The organism is Glaciihabitans tibetensis, from assembly GCF_003003265.1.
Classification (GTDB): domain Bacteria; phylum Actinomycetota; class Actinomycetes; order Actinomycetales; family Microbacteriaceae; genus Glaciihabitans; species Glaciihabitans tibetensis.
The window spans coordinates 1-14605 of record NZ_PVTL01000012.1; the positions used below are offsets into that span (position 1 = coordinate 1).

The 14605-nt window shown below is 65.4% G+C and carries 15 protein-coding genes and 1 pseudogene; 10 read left to right on the forward strand and 6 right to left on the reverse strand.

Annotated elements, in window-relative coordinates; all coding sequences use genetic code 11:
• Positions 1-576: 576 nt before the first annotated feature.
• Positions 577-873, reverse strand: a complete 297-nt coding sequence (locus B0I08_RS16650; RefSeq protein WP_106214924.1) for a hypothetical protein — start codon at positions 871-873, stop codon at positions 577-579.
• A gap of 242 nt (positions 874-1115) precedes the next feature.
• On the opposite strand from B0I08_RS16650, the gene B0I08_RS16655 reads away from it, so the two are divergent.
• The 3 genes from B0I08_RS16655 to B0I08_RS16665 are packed head-to-tail and all read left to right on the forward strand — an operon-like array spanning position 1116 to position 4439.
• Complete coding sequence (locus B0I08_RS16655) at positions 1116-2414, forward strand: sensor histidine kinase (protein ID WP_106214926.1); 1299 nt, start codon at positions 1116-1118, stop codon at positions 2412-2414.
• Positions 2348-3727: a hypothetical protein gene (locus B0I08_RS16660; protein WP_146134461.1), complete on the forward strand. Its 1380-nt coding sequence runs from the start codon at positions 2348-2350 to the stop codon at positions 3725-3727. The genes B0I08_RS16655 and B0I08_RS16660 overlap by 67 nt, the downstream gene beginning before the upstream one ends.
• Entirely contained in the window at positions 3714-4439 is a 726-nt protein-coding gene (locus B0I08_RS16665; protein ID WP_106214930.1) for a response regulator, read from the forward strand. Before B0I08_RS16660 ends, B0I08_RS16665 begins: the two co-directional genes overlap by 14 nt.
• On the opposite strand, the gene B0I08_RS16670 is transcribed toward B0I08_RS16665, so the two are convergent.
• The gene (locus B0I08_RS16670) at positions 4436-4723 is read right to left on the reverse strand and encodes a hypothetical protein (protein ID WP_106214932.1); all 288 of its coding nucleotides are present in this window, start codon (positions 4721-4723) and stop codon (positions 4436-4438) included. The genes B0I08_RS16665 and B0I08_RS16670 overlap by 4 nt on opposite strands.
• 445 nt (positions 4724-5168) lie before the next feature.
• On the opposite strand from B0I08_RS16670, the gene B0I08_RS16675 reads away from it, so the two are divergent.
• Together B0I08_RS16675 and B0I08_RS16680 are read left to right on the forward strand one after the other, a co-directional pair.
• Positions 5169-6845 carry a sensor histidine kinase gene (locus tag B0I08_RS16675; protein WP_106214934.1) on the forward strand — a complete coding sequence of 559 codons (1677 nt, stop codon included), beginning with the start codon at positions 5169-5171 and terminating at the stop codon, positions 6843-6845.
• An 89-nt stretch (positions 6846-6934) separates the two neighbouring features.
• On the forward strand, positions 6935-7933 hold the full coding sequence (locus B0I08_RS16680; RefSeq protein ID WP_181243463.1) for an extracellular catalytic domain type 1 short-chain-length polyhydroxyalkanoate depolymerase: 999 nt from the start codon (positions 6935-6937) through the stop codon (positions 7931-7933).
• A 122-nt stretch (positions 7934-8055) separates the two neighbouring features.
• Here the strand turns inward: B0I08_RS16680 and B0I08_RS16685 are convergent, their stop codons facing one another.
• Positions 8056-8625: an NADPH-dependent FMN reductase gene (locus B0I08_RS16685; RefSeq protein WP_106214937.1), complete on the reverse strand. Its 570-nt coding sequence runs from the start codon at positions 8623-8625 to the stop codon at positions 8056-8058.
• A 98-nt stretch (positions 8626-8723) separates the two neighbouring features.
• On the opposite strand from B0I08_RS16685, the gene B0I08_RS16690 reads away from it, so the two are divergent.
• The 5 genes from B0I08_RS16690 to B0I08_RS16710 all read left to right on the forward strand — a co-directional run bounded on the left by B0I08_RS16690 (position 8724) and on the right by B0I08_RS16710 (position 12963).
• Complete coding sequence (locus B0I08_RS16690) at positions 8724-9794, forward strand: maleylacetate reductase (protein ID WP_106214939.1); 1071 nt, start codon at positions 8724-8726, stop codon at positions 9792-9794.
• 59 nt (positions 9795-9853) lie between these two features.
• Positions 9854-10828: a ring-cleaving dioxygenase gene (locus B0I08_RS16695; RefSeq protein ID WP_106214941.1), complete on the forward strand. Its 975-nt coding sequence runs from the start codon at positions 9854-9856 to the stop codon at positions 10826-10828.
• The gene (locus B0I08_RS16700) at positions 10825-11472 is read left to right on the forward strand and encodes an alpha/beta hydrolase (protein WP_106214943.1); all 648 of its coding nucleotides are present in this window, start codon (positions 10825-10827) and stop codon (positions 11470-11472) included. The genes B0I08_RS16695 and B0I08_RS16700 overlap by 4 nt, the downstream gene beginning before the upstream one ends.
• 476 nt (positions 11473-11948) lie before the next feature.
• The gene (locus B0I08_RS16705) at positions 11949-12305 is read left to right on the forward strand and encodes a hypothetical protein (RefSeq protein WP_106214945.1); all 357 of its coding nucleotides are present in this window, start codon (positions 11949-11951) and stop codon (positions 12303-12305) included.
• 151 nt (positions 12306-12456) lie between these two features.
• Positions 12457-12963, forward strand: coding sequence for a septum formation family protein (locus B0I08_RS16710; RefSeq protein ID WP_106214947.1), 507 nt, complete (start codon positions 12457-12459; stop codon positions 12961-12963).
• Between the two features lie 327 nt (positions 12964-13290).
• Here B0I08_RS16710 and B0I08_RS18330 read toward each other — a convergent pair whose 3' ends face one another.
• The 3 genes and pseudogenes from B0I08_RS18330 to B0I08_RS18335 form a co-directional block, all read right to left on the reverse strand.
• Complete coding sequence (locus tag B0I08_RS18330) at positions 13291-13584, reverse strand: AsnC family protein (RefSeq protein WP_146134469.1); 294 nt, start codon at positions 13582-13584, stop codon at positions 13291-13293.
• Positions 13500-13685, reverse strand: coding sequence for a hypothetical protein (locus B0I08_RS18120; protein WP_245884870.1), 186 nt, complete (start codon positions 13683-13685; stop codon positions 13500-13502). The genes B0I08_RS18330 and B0I08_RS18120 overlap by 85 nt, the downstream gene beginning before the upstream one ends.
• 78 nt (positions 13686-13763) lie before the next feature.
• Positions 13764-14153, reverse strand: a pseudogene (locus tag B0I08_RS18335) (M23 family metallopeptidase); the annotation flags it as partial.
• Between the last annotated feature and the right edge of the window lie 452 nt (positions 14154-14605).

The following is a 14605-nucleotide window of genomic DNA, read 5'->3' on the forward strand; positions in this document are numbered from 1 at the left end:
GCATCAACGGTCAATGCTGAATCGTGGATCAATTACCCCACTCAAACCGAAACACAAACCGCCGCCTAATCCCTCAAACAGGTTGACATGTTCCGTATCGACGACCGAACGACCAAATCTGGCACTTCGCGCGTCCAAAACGACAAAACGCGACACCTCACCACAACGCACGGCCAGCCAGGCCAGCTCACCAGACAAAACGAGGCACTTCGCCGCAACCCACTGCCACCCGCGCCAGCGCACCCGACAAAACGTGGCACCCCACCGCAAGCCACACCCGCGTACGGAGTAAAAGAAGCCCCGGCCTAGGGGGGCCGGGGCTTCATTCGTTCGTTTCCGAACGTCTAGGGAATCAGCCATGCACTCGTCGCAAGCGAGCGAGCCGAGGGCCGCAAGCTGTATCTCGCAACTCGGGAGCCACGAGCTACGAGCTACGAGCTACGAGCTACGAGCTACGAGCTACGAACTCACAACCCGAACTCTCAACTCACACTCACAACCGCACAACGCCGGCCGACTGTGCCGCGGCGAGCTCAGCACGAGCACTGAGGCAGCCTACGGACGGGGTTCCTGCGCCTAAACCTGGTTCCAGAAGTCCAGGGTGGACAGGTTTATCTGGCGGCGATGACTGCGCCACTTCGCCTCGACCAGCGTGATGCCAGCCGAACGGAGTTCGCTGAGGAGATCGACGGTGAGCGGGGCCTTCTTGCGATCCGTGCTCCAGCCGGTCTTCGGGTCGTAAGCCTGCACCAGGCGAGGTCGCGCACGCGGGCTGCCGAACTTCATGAGGAAGTTCTCGGGCAGGACGGCTGATCTCGTTCGTTCTCGACGCGGGCGCAAAGTTTCCCCAATATCGGTCTTGGTGCTCGTCATGAACCTATATCCGTCATCTCACAGAAGGGCAGCACCCTAGGAGACGCGCACGGAGACACCCCGGCGCCAGCCCCCCATGGCTGTCCGCGATCACTTTCAGTTGACATCAGCGAGGTGCACTCGCGAGCAAGGTACTCGCGAACAAAACGCACGCAACCAAAGCTGAGACGCGTTCACCATACCTCGTCGGGATAGAATCCGTGAGCCCCCATATAGGGGTAGAGGTTGGGAGGCAAGCAGCGATGTCGCCCGAGCTCCCGGCCCACCTCACGCCCCGCGCGGTCAGCCACATTCTCGCGAAAACTCTCCACGCCCCGGCGTTTATTTTGATAGCGGGATGCCTCGTGGCCGCAGTCACCCTGCAGGCAGCCGATCCCGATGCCACACTGTGGCCCGCGTTCGTCGCAGCGACCGCGATGCTCACCACCCTCGCGCTGCTGGACCGGTGGCGCACGCTGCTCCTCACCCTCCTCCACCTGGCGGCAGGCGGCGCCGCGGCGTACGTGTTCATCTACACGCTCGCAGACCAGATCGACGCGACGATCCTGTCGGACGAGTTCGTCGTCGCCCTGCCGACCGCGGCGCTCATCCTGGTGGGCGGGTCCGGCGCTGGAGCAGCTTCCGGGTTCCGCTGGTGCGCGGCGGGATTCGCGGTCGCGCAAAGTGCGGCGTTAGTGGCCCTGGTCGAAGCGCGCGGAGCCACGCGGCTTCCGCTCGCGCCTGTGCTGATATTCCTCGGAGTCACGGTGGTGCTGGCGCTGCACTGGCTCGCCCGCCGCGGGGACTCGCGCGTGCAACCAAGACTTCGCGCGGCCGAGCGGGCGGAGCATCTCGCCGCGATCCGGCGTCGCGCCGAAGTGGAGGCATCGGCGCTGACGCACGACACGATCCTCAACCACCTCGCAGTGATTGCCACCACGCCGACGGGACAGCCGAGCGCGGCTCTGTCCGACCAGCTTGAACGTGACGTCGCTGCGCTCACTGTCCTCGCCGGGGGTGGCACCCGCGACAGTCGCGTCAGCGATGTCGGCCTCGGCGCTGGCAGCCTCGGCGACAGCGGCTTCACCGACAGCGGCCACAGCAGCCTCCGCGACAGTAGCGTCGGCGATGGCGCCCGACCCGCGCCCAGCGAAGCCGGGGCCTGGCAGCGAACGCCGCTGTTCGGCGCGATCCAGGCTGCACGGGCGCAGGGTCTGACCGTGCTGCGCACCGGCGACCCGGGTCCGGTGGCAATGCTCGACCCCGATGCTGCGGCCGCGCTCGGGCTGGCCGTCGCCGAGTGCCTCGCCAACGTGGCGCAGCACTCGGGCGTCGCCGAGGCCGAGGTCGCCATCGATGCGAGTGAGGCCACTCTTGTTGTTCTCGTGATCGACGCCGGCACGGGCTTCGCGCCGGCCGAGGTCCCGAACGACCGCCTGGGAATCAAGAACTCCGTCCGCGCTCGCATCGAGGCCACGCACGGCACTGTAACGGTGTGGTCCAGCCCCGGCGCGGGCACCTCGGTGATCCTGCGGCTCCCGTTCGATGCCGGGACACCGTGAACCCCGCGAACCCCGCCCACACCGTTAACCCCGCGAACTCCGAGCGCGCCGTGAACGCCGTGCACCCCGCGCACACTCCGGAGCGCACGCAGCAACAACTTGACCCCGCAGCATCCGTCGGCGCCCGCATTCCCGCAGTGGTGCTGTGCGTGGTGGCAGTGATCTGGGCGGCGCTGGAGATCGCGCAGGTTCACGCGGAGCGCGATGCACTTGCCCTGCAGCTCCTCACCCTCGGATTGCTGCTCGGCGCCGCCGTGATCATCGTGGTCGCCAGCGCCCCGTCGCTCGCGCCCTTCACCCGGCGCGAGCACGCCACCGTGCACCTGCTCGCGCTTTCCGCGTTTCTCGTCGACCTGATCGCCGCGTGGGGAACGGCGCGCACACCCTGGGACGCCTCGATTGCGGGATGCCTCGGGCTCTTCCTCATCGCCCTCAGCCCCTACCGCCCGGCACGAGAACTCGCGCTGCTGGGCACCGCGTCGGCCGTCGTGATCGCCAGCTTCACCTTCCTCGGCGCCCAGGCCGCGCCGACCGGTAACGGAGGGACCGCGCTCACCCTCCTGCTGGTGCTTTCCGCGGTGCTCCCGGTGCTCGCCTGTGGCTACGGAGCCGCCCGCCACTCCGCCGGCACCGTGCGCGGATTCCTCGCCTGGCGGCAGGAGCGCGACGGCACTATCGCAGCGGAGTCCGAGTTGGCCAGGGCGGGGATCTACCGCGCCGTGCACCTCGAACGAGCCCGTGAACTCGCGCCGGACGTGACACCGCTGCTCAGCGACATCCTGTACCAAGAAAACATCACCGCCGACCATCGGACGCGGGCCCGGGCCATCGCCGCGCGCATCCGCAGCGGCCTGGTCGCCGACGTCGACCGCACCTGGCTGCAGACCGCCCTCGCGCCGCCGGCCACCCTCGCCGGGAGCAGCCCGCGCGTCGACGACCCCGACGGCCTGGCCTCCCGGATGGACCGCGCGCAACGCACTGCCCTGCACGCGCTGATCATGTGCGTGATGGATGATCCGTCCACAGCCGAGCTCTCGATCGCCCTCCGCGGGGACGACGAAGCGAGCTTCGCCACGATCGCGGTCGGGTTCGGGCACACCAGGTCTCGGTGGAGCCCCCGCGGCACTCGCAGTACCCGCAGCGCACGCAGCGGCCGAAGCCCCGGGCGTCCCCGAGGCACCCGCAGCGCCCGTGGGCCCGAGCACGCCCGCTATGACCCGTTCCTCGCCGAGCTGCGCGCCGCCGTCACCGGGCTGACCGCCGAATTTTCTTCGCGCGGCCTGACGGTAAAGTTCAGCTATGCCCACCGATGACGCGCTGACCTTGGTGCGGCTGTCCCTCCTTGACGATCACCGTCTGCTCGTCGACAGCATGAGTAGCTGGATCACGAACCACGCCCTCGGGTTCGAGGTGGTGCTCGCGCAGAGCAGTTGGGCGGAGTTTGTCTGTTCCCCGAGCTTCCCCGGCGACCTGGTGTTTCTCGACTACCAGCTCAAGGAAGGCGTGTCGATCGAGTCGCGGGTGCGAACCTGCCGCGCTGCCGGTGCGAAGGTCATCGTGATCAGCGGTTTGGACACCCGTCAGACGCGCGCACGGTCGCTGGGCGCCGGGGCATCCGCCTTCCTTGCAAAAGACCTGCCGATGCCGGAGATCATCGGAGTCGCCCGGCGGATCATGGGCCTTGCGCCGCTTGAGGTGTTCATCGACGGCGAGACTGCCGCGCGCACCTCCGGCGCCGCGGGCGCGGCGGGCGCGGCGGGCGCGGCGGGCGCCTCGGGCACCTCGAGCACCTCGGTGGCCCTACGCACGCAAGCGCCGAAACTCAGCGTCGGTGAGGGGCAGGCGCTCGCGCTGTATTCGAGCGGCCTGAGCCTCGCCGAAGTGGCCGTCAGGATGGACGTGCAGTACGAAACCGCGAAGACGTACATCCGGCGAGTGCGGGAAAAATACGCGAAGGTCGAACGTCCGGCCGGCACACGGGCCGAGCTGGTGCGTCGGGCCGCCGAGGACGGCATCCTGCGTTAGCTCTCCCCCGGCGCGAGGTTCAGCTGGAGCAGCGCGATGCGGTGCCGATGCGAGCGCCAGCGGGCGTCGACCATGGTCGCGCCGGACGCACGCAGCTCAGAAACGAGCTCCTGCGTCAGCGGCACCCGCTTCTCGAGCGCGCTCCAGCCGATGCGAGGGTTGTAGACCTGCACGACCTTGGGACGCGCCTTCGGGTTTCCGAATCGTTCCGTGATCGCGGGCGGCACCCCACCGGGGCGACCGTGACCGTCTCGCGGGGGAAGCAGTTTGTCGCGCAGAGACATCGTGTTCCAATTCCTGACCTAAACGGGGTACGGCGGGAGGGTACAACGACCGTCCCCGTCGCGTACCCTCACGGCCGCGCATAGCGCTGCCAGTCCCCCGATTGCCGTGGGCGCGGCCCCTCTTTCGCGTCCCGGGGAAACCTTATTGCCTCCGAGTTGCCGGGCAAGTCGAAATTGTTTCACCCACATCACAAATTGATAACGATGAAATCTCGGCATTTGGGAGGCCTAGCGGAGCGTAAGGCGGCGGCACTGAACCACAGGCAAACGGCCGGTCAACGCCGGTTGAATTTCGCAATGGAACTCGCCGAAACCCGCCAGCAGGGCTCCCACAACCGTTCAACCCCGCTCCGCCGCCATTCGACCCGTGCGGCCCGGCCATTCATCCCGTGGTTGAATCTCCTTGTGAGCGCTTAGCTGCGCACTGGGGGAAAGGGACCGCGCTGTGCCCGATCTCGAACGCGAAATCCGCGACTACGTCGACGTGGTCGCCCCGAGACACCGTCTGGCCGCGCTGTTCTTCGCCCAGCTGCCCTTTGCCGGTGCCATGGCCGCGCTCATCTGGATCTTCCGCGCGGATGCATCGCCGATCCTCGCCGACCCCGAGTTTGCGGTTGGACTCGGCATTACGGCCGTCGCGACCGTTGCCGCGGTGGTGGCGCAGTGGCAGCGCATCCCGTCTGGCTGGCTCAGCATCATCCCCCTTCTCGACGTTGTTGCCGTCATCTTTATTCGGGGAGCCGCGGCCGAGCAGCATCCCGACGTGGGTCTGTTTGTTGTGGCTCCGGTGATCTGGCTTGCCCTGCTCACGCCTCTGCCGGTAATGATCGCGGGTTTTGTTGGCCTCGAGATCGCGGTTCTGTATCCGTTGCTCGCCCACACACCGCCGGAGTCGCTGTACGACTGGATCGTCCTCATTCTCAAGCCCGGCCTGTTGATGGCCATCGCGGTCGCGGTGCGCATCAACAACAGTCGCCTGCGCTCTCGCCAGTTGCGCACCGAGGAGCTGGCCTCCGAGCTGCAGAGTGCGCTGGTCGCCTCGGAGCGCCGCGAAACGACCATGCGCACGGTGCTCGATTCGATCACGGCGGCGATCGTGCTCTTCGATGCGCACGGCAAACTTTCGCTCGCGAACGACTTCGCCGGCACGATGAGCGACCTCGCCCGGTTTCCGCTCGATGGCTCGGCCGTCGACCCCGACAAGCTGCTGCTGTACCGCCCCGACCGCACCACGCCCGTGCCGATGCCCGGCGTCACCACGGTTTTCGAGCTCGCGAAGAAACTTTCGACCGACACGGTCTACTGGATCGGCGCTCCGGGCAACCAGCGCGCCGTGGTCACCACTGCCACTCCGCTCGGCGAGGGAAGTGAACTCCACGGCGGCACCGTTGCGGTCGTGTACGACGTCACCAACCTGATCGAGGCCGTGAGGGTGCGGGATGACTTCGTCAGCAGTACCTCGCACGAGCTACGCACCCCGCTCACCTCAATCCTCGGTTACCTCGACTTGATCGACGCGCCGGCGCTGGGCATCGAGATGGAGATCGAAGTCATCGAGCGCAACGCCCGGCGACTGCTCGGCATGATCTCCGACCTGCTCGACGTGAAGGTGCAGAGTGCCGTGCAGCGGCGGGAGGTCAACCTCGCCGTGCTGGTCGGGTCCACCGCGCACAAACGCAGCGCTGAGGCCGCCGCGGCGGGGATCGCCCTCAGCTACACCCCGGCAGACGCCTCGTACGTCACTCCCCCGCTCGCCGTCGTCGACGCCGTGGCCATCGCGCGCGTGGTCGACAACCTCCTCTCAAACGCGATCAAGTTCTCGCGCCGGGGCGACTCCGTCACCGTGACGCTTGAGGTGGATGACTCGGTCGCAGTCATCGCCGTCGTCGACACCGGCGTGGGGATCAGCACAGAGGACCAGGCTCACGTCTTCGAGCAGTTCTTCCGCGCCCCCTCCGCCAAGGTCGGCGCGATCCCCGGCGCTGGACTGGGACTGACCGTGACCCGCTCCATCCTCGAGGCGCACAACGCCACCGTCACCGTAGAGAGCGTCGTCGGGCAGGGCACCACCATGGTCGTCGTCATCCCCCGCTGGCCAAGCCAGTTCGCGGGCGAGCACTGAGTCGCCCATGTCACATTAATGCGAGCTAGGGTCGTCGTACCGATTTCGTCTCAATGAAGAGAAGAGGAACTATGTTCCGCAATGTAGCTATGTCCCGCAATGGAGCCGCCCTTGGCCTTGCCGCACTGCTGGCGGTCGCGTCGCTCGCCGCCGCGGCGCCCGCGAGTGCGACACCGGGAGGTGGGTCCAATCCCCACGGCGGCCGATCCCAGTGTGAGCTCGCTCCCGGGCGCTCAACAATCACGGTGCAATCGGGCGGATTGGATCGCACGGTAGTTGTGCATGTTCCCACAACGGGCAAGCGTTCGGCCGCCTTGCCCCTCGTCCTCGATCTGCACGGCAGCAACAGCACACCCACCGAGCAACTGACACGGTCGCAGCTTGATAAAACAGCGGAGCAGGAGGGGTTCATCGTCGCTGCCCCGCAGGGTGCAATTCCGCTGCCTGCCGGGTTCTCCTGGAACGTTCCCTTCACTGCAACCGATGTCGCTGGCGCACCCGACGACGTGACCTTCCTGGCCGACCTCATCGCGACACTCACGGATGACGGGTGTGTTGACGCAAGCCGGGTGTACGCCGCAGGGTATTCCGGCGGTGGCCGGCTAGTGAGCCAGTTTGCCTGCGAACATCCCGAACTCGTCGCAGCGATCGCACCCGTCGCCGGTCTGCGCGCCGGAGCTGCTCTCACCACGGCCGCCGGGCTGGTGCCCGACCCCGCCACCTGTGCACCGCGTAAAGGGGTGCCGGTGATCACGTTTAACGGAACCGCAGACCCGACCAACCCGTTCGACGGCGGAGGCGCGCCCTACTGGGGCTACGGCGCACTCGCTGCCTCGGAGCGGTGGGCCGAAATTAACGGGTGCAAAACGGCGAAGGAGACGCGAGTCAGTGCGAGCGTCACCGTGGTAACCCACCGCGGTTGCAAGCAGCACGCGGCCGTGTTGCAGTACGTCGTGGCCGGCGGCGGGCACACTTGGCCCGGCGGCAACGCCGCTGCCTTTCCGAACTCTGGAGTGACCACGCAGGAGATCAGCGCCAGCAACCTGATGTGGAATTTCTTCGAGCGCTACAAATCACACCGCCACTGAGAATCGCCCGTCGCCCGTCCCTCGACGGGTGACGGGTGACGGGCGACGGGTGACGGGCGACGCTCGTTGCGTAACGCTCGATCTACGATTGTCTTGTCTCGGTGGAGCGGGCGCTTGAAAGGTTAGGAAACGGGCGCCAGAGACTTCGCAATGTGAGTGTGGAAGGCCTCAAGCCAAGAACCGAGGAACTCCGCGGTACGTTCGCTGGTCACCTCGCCGTCGGGGCTGATCAGGCCGTCGGTCGTCTGGATGTAGGCCTCAGGCTGGGACATCTCTGGCGAGGCGAGGAAGGAGAGGATGCTGCGCAGGTGCTGCTGGGCGACAGCTGTTCCGATGGGTCCGATTGAGGTGCCGATGACGGCGCTGGGTTTGCCGGCGAACGAGTTTTGTCCCCAGGGACGGCTGGCAAAGTCCAGCGCGTTCTTTAGTACGCCGGGAACGGAGCGGTTGTATTCCGGGGTGACAAGGAGCACGGCGTCAACAGACTCGAGCGCGGACTTGAACTCGCGTGCCTCCGTCGGGTAGTCGGCATCGTAGTCAGCACTATAGAAGGGCAGCGGAGCGATCGGAATCTCGACGAGCTCAAGGTTTCGCGCGGGGGCCAGGCGTTCCAGTGCCAATGCAAGGCGACGATTAATCGACACGGAGGACAGGCTGCCAACTAGGTAGCCGACTTTGTAAGTGGTTGTCATCATTACTTCCAAACAGCATGGCATTTCCATGCGTATGCATAGAATACAGCTACCGCTGGACCATGTAGCGTCGCGCCCATACTTGAATCGGGATTCAGATGATTTCTTCCTTCGACCATCGCACCCTCGGCCAGCGGGTGCTGTTCGGTTCCGGGAGTGCGCGGGCAAATATCGCAGACGCGTCAGCCGGAGCGAGCCGCGTCATGGTGGTGTCTTCGGAACGGGATGCGCGGTTGGCTGCCGTACTTACAGCCGATTCGGCTGTCGTCCGGAGGTGGACCGAGGTCGCGCAGCACGTACCGACGGAGCTCGCCGACCGCGCGCGGGACGCGGCGGCCGCCGACGATATCGATCTCATCGTCTCGGTCGGAGGTGGATCAGCGACCGGGCTGGCCAAAGCAATCGCCATGACGACGCGCGTCCCGATTCTCGCGGTGCCGACGACATACGCCGGATCCGAGGCGACGAACGTCTGGGGGCTGACGGCAGATTCGCGCAAGACCACGGGGGTGGACGACGGCGTGCTGCCCTCCACGGTCGTGTACGACGCCGAGCTCTTCCTTCGACTGCCGCGCGCGCTGTCGATTGCCTCCGGCCTCAACGCGGTCGCTCATGGCATTGACGCTTTGTGGGCCCCGGGTGCGGATCCTCTCAACGCGACCCTGGCCTCAGAAGCCATCCGTCTTCTGGCTGCGGGACTGCGCACCATCAGCGCCGATCCAGCGTCCCTGGCCGGTCGGGAACAGACCTTGATGGGGGCCTACCTTGCCGCTGTCTCGTTCACCTCTGCCGGCTCCGGCCTTCACCACAAGATTTGTCATGTGCTCGGTGGCGCGTACGGCCTCGCCCACGCACAAACGCACGCAGTTCTCCTCCCCCACGTGACCGCGTTCAACGCGTCGGCGGCTCCCGGTGCTGGCGCACGAATCGCGGAGGCGCTCGACTCACGGACCGCGGTGAGAGGGCTGGAGGACCTTTACACCGAACTCGACGCACCCCGATCACTGCGCGACATCGGGTTCAATGAGTCGGACATCCCCGAGGCGGCCCGCCTCATCATCCCGACAGTCCCCGCCTCGAATCCGCGCCGTGTCGACACCGCGGCGATAGAGACCATCCTGCGCGCCGCCTGGGCCGGCACACCAATCCGAGAATACGAGCAGGAATAAAACCCGTTTAGATGCGTTTGCATAGATAATCGCAAACACAACGACAAGAAAGAGGCACCATGCCTGCAGAGACCTCGGGGCTTCATCACGTCACCGCCATCGGCGGCGCGCCCCAACGCAACATCGACTTCTACATCACCGGACTCGGCCTCCGCTTGGTCAAAAGGACCGTCAATTTCGACAGCCCGGGCACCTACCACCTGTACTACGGCGACGAAGCCGGTAGCCCAGGATCCCTGATGACCTTCTTCCCTTGGGCTGGCGTGCACCAGGGCCGGATCGGAGCCGGCCAGTCGACCACCACCGCGTTCTCCGTCCCCGCCAACAGTCTTGGCTGGTGGAAGCAGCACTTTGCCGCCATCGGCGTCGACTCCGCCATCACCACGGAATCCTCCGAAGAAGAGCGGCTGAGCCTCCGCGACCCGGACGGCTTGCAGCTCGACCTGGTTGCCTCCAGCGTCACCGACCCGCGAGCCCCGTGGGATTCTGCCTCCGTCCCCGCTGAATACGCAGTCCGCGGCCAACACTCCTCCGTGCTCACGGTCAACGACCCCGCCGGCACAGCCCGGACCCTGACTCAGGACCTCGGCCTTCACCTGATTTCCGAGACGAAGGACCGGCAGCGCTTCGCCGCAGGGCCCGGCGGAGCAGGACACATCGTTGACGTCATCGCCGACCCCTACGCCGACCAGGGCCTGACGGCAGGCGGTACCGTGCACCACATCGCCTTCCGAGTTCCAGACCGCGAAACACAACAGCTCTGGCGCGCGCAGCTCATCGATCAGGGGTATGCGGTCACCGAGATTCTCGACCGCGACTACTTCACATCCATCTACTTCCGTGAGCCCGGCGGAGTCCTGTTCGAAATCGCGACCGACACACCCGGCTTCGACATCGACGAGCCCCTCCTCGAACTCGGCCGCAGCCTGCAGCTTCCCCCGTGGCTCCAGCCGAGCCGCCAGCAGATCGAGGCCTCTCTGCTGCCGATTGCACTCCCGCGGGAGAACAACCCCGACCTCACCCCTTCCCTGTGAACGCGTCTCAGGCGCACGTCGCCCCTAGCGAATGGCCGCACATCTACCGACCGGGCGCCGGTTTCGTCGTCCTTGCTCTTCACGGGACAGGGGGAAATGAGGAAGAGATCACCGCGCTTGCCCAGCGGATAGCACCGGGAGCAGCTGTGCTCGCTCCTCGCGGGAGAGTTTCTGAAAACGGAGCCGGCCGCTGGTTCCGCCGCGCATCCGAGGGGGTCTTCGACGTCGACGACGTGATCTACCGCGCCCACGAGCTCGCCGCTTTCATCGACTGGAGCGTCAATGAATACGGCCTGACCGGAATGCCGATTGTTGCCACGGGTTTCTCGAACGGCGCCAACATGGCACTCGCGCTGGGGATGCTTCATCCAGATCGCATCCCGTCCATCGTCGCGTTCTCCGGTATGTATCCGTTCGGCACGCGAGCCCTGCCCCTCGATCTCCCCTCCTCTCGGATTCTGCTTCTCAACGGCACTGCCGACCCGATGGCACCCACAGCGAGTGTCCAGACGCTCGTCGCGACCGCCACGGCACGCGGCGCCGAGGTCGCCCTGCTGTCACGAGAAGGCGGACACGGTATCGCGCACTCCGACCTCGCAGAAGCCGAAAGGTGGGTCCGGTCACTCACATCAGCCGCCGACTAGAAGACGTAGTGTCCGCACTTGTCATTGCGGACCAGTTCACGGCGGCATGGAACTGAGACAAGAGGCTACTTGGGTGGGGCGGGGGCGAAAACTCTCGCCGCCCGACATCCACGACTCCGCCTCGGGTACCCGTCCCGACGCCCGCGGGCTATCGACCGGCCACTCGCCGACAAAGTGTGTCGTCGACCGGCGACTTGTCGAGAATCCGCCCCGCCGACAGGGCAGTCGTGGGCGGTAAAACCGCGAAAACGCGTCGGGACAGCCCGCTCGGCGCGCGCGAAATCTCAGCACCATCGACAACTGACCGGTCGGCGACCCACGAGCGAACTCCGCCTCCTCTACGACCAACGAACTAGAGGTGAATCATCCTTATGAACGATGTGAACGCGGACGAACACCGCGAGTCTTGAACCCTCAGCACAACTCGCTGTCCCCCACCGCAACTCCTGAACCATCCACATCGAAGAGGACTCGCCATGACCGCCACGCAGCCGCTGATAAAGCACCCGCTCGCGAAGTACCGTGCGGCGGCGGCGCAGTCCCCCGACCTTCCCGAGCTGCGCTGGGCATCCCCCGAGGCGAAGCTCTGGGTCGCCTCGCGCGGCGGCGACTTCGCCGGCTTTGTCGAGTTTCGCGAGGGTCACTACGAGGTCACCGACGGACGTGGCGCCCAGCTCGCATCCTGCGCCACCCTGCGCGACGCGAAAGCCATGATTGCGCGGCCCGAGCAATGGACGCTGCTGGCGCATCCCCTGGCCTACGCCGCGATCGTCACGGGTGGAGTCACGGTGTCCGTCGTCTGCGCAAGCTTCGGCATCGCCTGGATGAGCTGACACCCCTGAGCTGACACCTCCGAGCGGACACTCCTGAGCGGATGCCGCGGGGCGGGGCCACCCGCCGGACTGAGTCACCCTCGGATACACAGAAATGTGGAATGCTGAGAATTAGCCATGACGACCCGCTCGCGACAGAGGAACCGCTGACATGAACACTCCCCGCCTCCACACCCGCCTGATGCTGCTCCCTCTGGCCGCGATAGCGCTCTCGTTCAGCCTGAGCGCCTGTTCGGTGCCGACGCCCATCGAGCGCGACGACACCGGCGAGGTCGCCGAGGCCAATGAGTCGGCGGACGTCTTTGCACTGGCCGTGGGCGACTGCACCAACGACGATGCGGCCGCCGACACCGAGGTGACCACGGTCGCCGTTGTGCCCTGTGCAGACCCGCACGACAACGAGGTCTACCTGACCCAGGATCTCGCGGGCGACGAATACCCCGGCGACGACGAGATCGCGACCCAGGCCGACACCATCTGCTACGACGAATTCCAGGGATTCGTCGGGCTCGACTACGACTCGTCGCGCCTGGACTACTTCCCGTACACCCCGACCCGAGACAGCTGGGAATTGGGCGCCGACCGTGAGGTCGCCTGCCTGGTGTACGACGCGGCCGGCGACCAGCTCACCGGCAGCGTCGCGGGCATCGCCGAGTAAGCGCCCCGCCAGAGTGCTACTGCTCCAGCGGCGCTTGTCGCCTCAGCTGTGCGGGCGGCTCTCAATTTCCGCCCCGCCGTGCGGTCAGCACAATGCTCCGGTCCGCGGCGTCAAAGTGCGACGGGTCGCAGGCATGCGGGACCTGGATGGTGCCGTCGTCACTCGGACCCTCGCTCAACCCGTGCGGGGTGCTCGCTGCGCCAACGTGCGACACCGCGGATCGACTGAAGCTCTTCGATGAGGTGCGGGTACTGGGTCGCGCGTCCGTTGATGACGCTCCGCCATGATGTCGTAGCCCCCGGTCACGAGCGACGGAAAGCGGGTGTTCTAGTCCGTCGCCTTGACGAGGTCAGACGAGATCGGTACCTGTCCGCGCCCGGCAACGGTCGCGATCGAGGCGCCGACCAGGTCAGCGATCGCCAGCCAACTCGCGCGGCCGTCGAGTCGGAGCGCAAGAACAATCCGACGATCGATTCCATCGAACGTATGATCGGCGTCGAACCGCCTCAGCCCTAGATCAAAACGAGCCCGTAAACCTATGCCACGCTCATGATGTAATAACGTATGACGTCGAGTTCGGAGGCGTAAAACCGGGTGCGAGAGGTGGGCGTGCTCGTCAATAGGCGTTCGAGGAGCGTGACGTGGGCCTGAGACTGCAACTGGACTTTGCCCCGTGAGGTCACCAAGAAGATTCCGCCTTCGATTGTGTCTATGAGATACATGTCATCCTCCAAATGTGGTGCGGTTGCAGGCGGATCATTGTTGAGTCTCGCTCTGATGAATGCTTGAGGATCAATTCGTACGCCGCCCACAAAGATGTCCAGGTGTAGGTGCGCTCCGGTAGTCGCACTGCCCGTGTTCCCAATAGCGCCAACGACGGTTCCCTGGGCGGCATTCGCCCCGGCGCTGAGAGGGCTGGGCGCGACCATGTGGCAGTACCTGCTCTCATAGCCGTCGTGCTGCAGCCGAACTGTATTTCCAAGGGCCGAATCAAAGACTCGACCGACGACTGTTCCGGCGGCAACTGCGACAATCGGAACGCCAGTACTGTTCGACCCGTACCCAGAAAAATCTAGACCGTTGTGGATGGGAGAGAGCTCCAACGGGCGAGGCCCGAAGTCTTGGAAAATCGAGAATATGTAAGTTCCATTTGGTCCATTTGGCGGGACGGGCCAGATCACGTTAGTCACTGAGGCAATACGCTCCAAATGAATTGTCGACTGCAATCGCGCCCGCGGCTGCAGGCTGAGCAAAAGCGACGGCCGCAACTCCAAGCGTCACTGCCGACAGAAGCACTCGACGACTCATCTCATGAGCCGGGACTTCGTCAGATCTCTCTCGGCGAGAGTCTGATCCATGATTCTTTTTCACATCTCGACAATGGCAGTTTTCCGACTATTTATCATGTAGGCATTTATGGGGACATAACCCGAAGATGGAGACCTTCCCGGACAAGGGTTGATTGTCACTGATTTTTCGTCGACACGAGCGCCCTAGGGTTACAAAGTCTTTTCTTGAGCGGTTCAAGGTTCACCTTCCAATCTGGAGACCTGAGTGACCACGCTCAGTTGATCGTCGAGCACTAAGCCGAACTCGGCTCGACTGTCACCGTCTCAGCTCAACGGTTCGTCGGAGACCGTCA

What these genes read in the sequence shown, in the direction of transcription:
- B0I08_RS16655 (WP_106214926.1), top strand. Translation starts at nt 1,116, where the DNA reads ATGTCGCCCGAGCTCCCGGCCCACCTCACGCCCCGCGCGGTCAGCCAC.
- B0I08_RS16690 (WP_106214939.1), top strand. Translation starts at nt 8,724, where the DNA reads ATGATTTCTTCCTTCGACCATCGCACCCTCGGCCAGCGGGTGCTGTTC.
- B0I08_RS18120 (WP_245884870.1), bottom strand. Translation starts at nt 13,685, where the DNA reads ATGTATCTCATAGACACAATCGAAGGCGGAATCTTCTTGGTGACCTCA.
- B0I08_RS16670 (WP_106214932.1), bottom strand. Translation starts at nt 4,723, where the DNA reads ATGTCTCTGCGCGACAAACTGCTTCCCCCGCGAGACGGTCACGGTCGC.
- B0I08_RS16665 (WP_106214930.1), top strand. Translation starts at nt 3,714, where the DNA reads ATGCCCACCGATGACGCGCTGACCTTGGTGCGGCTGTCCCTCCTTGAC.
- B0I08_RS16685 (WP_106214937.1), bottom strand. Translation starts at nt 8,625, where the DNA reads ATGACAACCACTTACAAAGTCGGCTACCTAGTTGGCAGCCTGTCCTCC.
- B0I08_RS16695 (WP_106214941.1), top strand. Translation starts at nt 9,854, where the DNA reads ATGCCTGCAGAGACCTCGGGGCTTCATCACGTCACCGCCATCGGCGGC.
- B0I08_RS16680 (WP_181243463.1), top strand. Translation starts at nt 6,935, where the DNA reads ATGTCCCGCAATGGAGCCGCCCTTGGCCTTGCCGCACTGCTGGCGGTC.
- B0I08_RS16650 (WP_106214924.1), bottom strand. Translation starts at nt 873, where the DNA reads ATGACGAGCACCAAGACCGATATTGGGGAAACTTTGCGCCCGCGTCGA.
- B0I08_RS16710 (WP_106214947.1), top strand. Translation starts at nt 12,457, where the DNA reads ATGAACACTCCCCGCCTCCACACCCGCCTGATGCTGCTCCCTCTGGCC.
- B0I08_RS16705 (WP_106214945.1), top strand. Translation starts at nt 11,949, where the DNA reads ATGACCGCCACGCAGCCGCTGATAAAGCACCCGCTCGCGAAGTACCGT.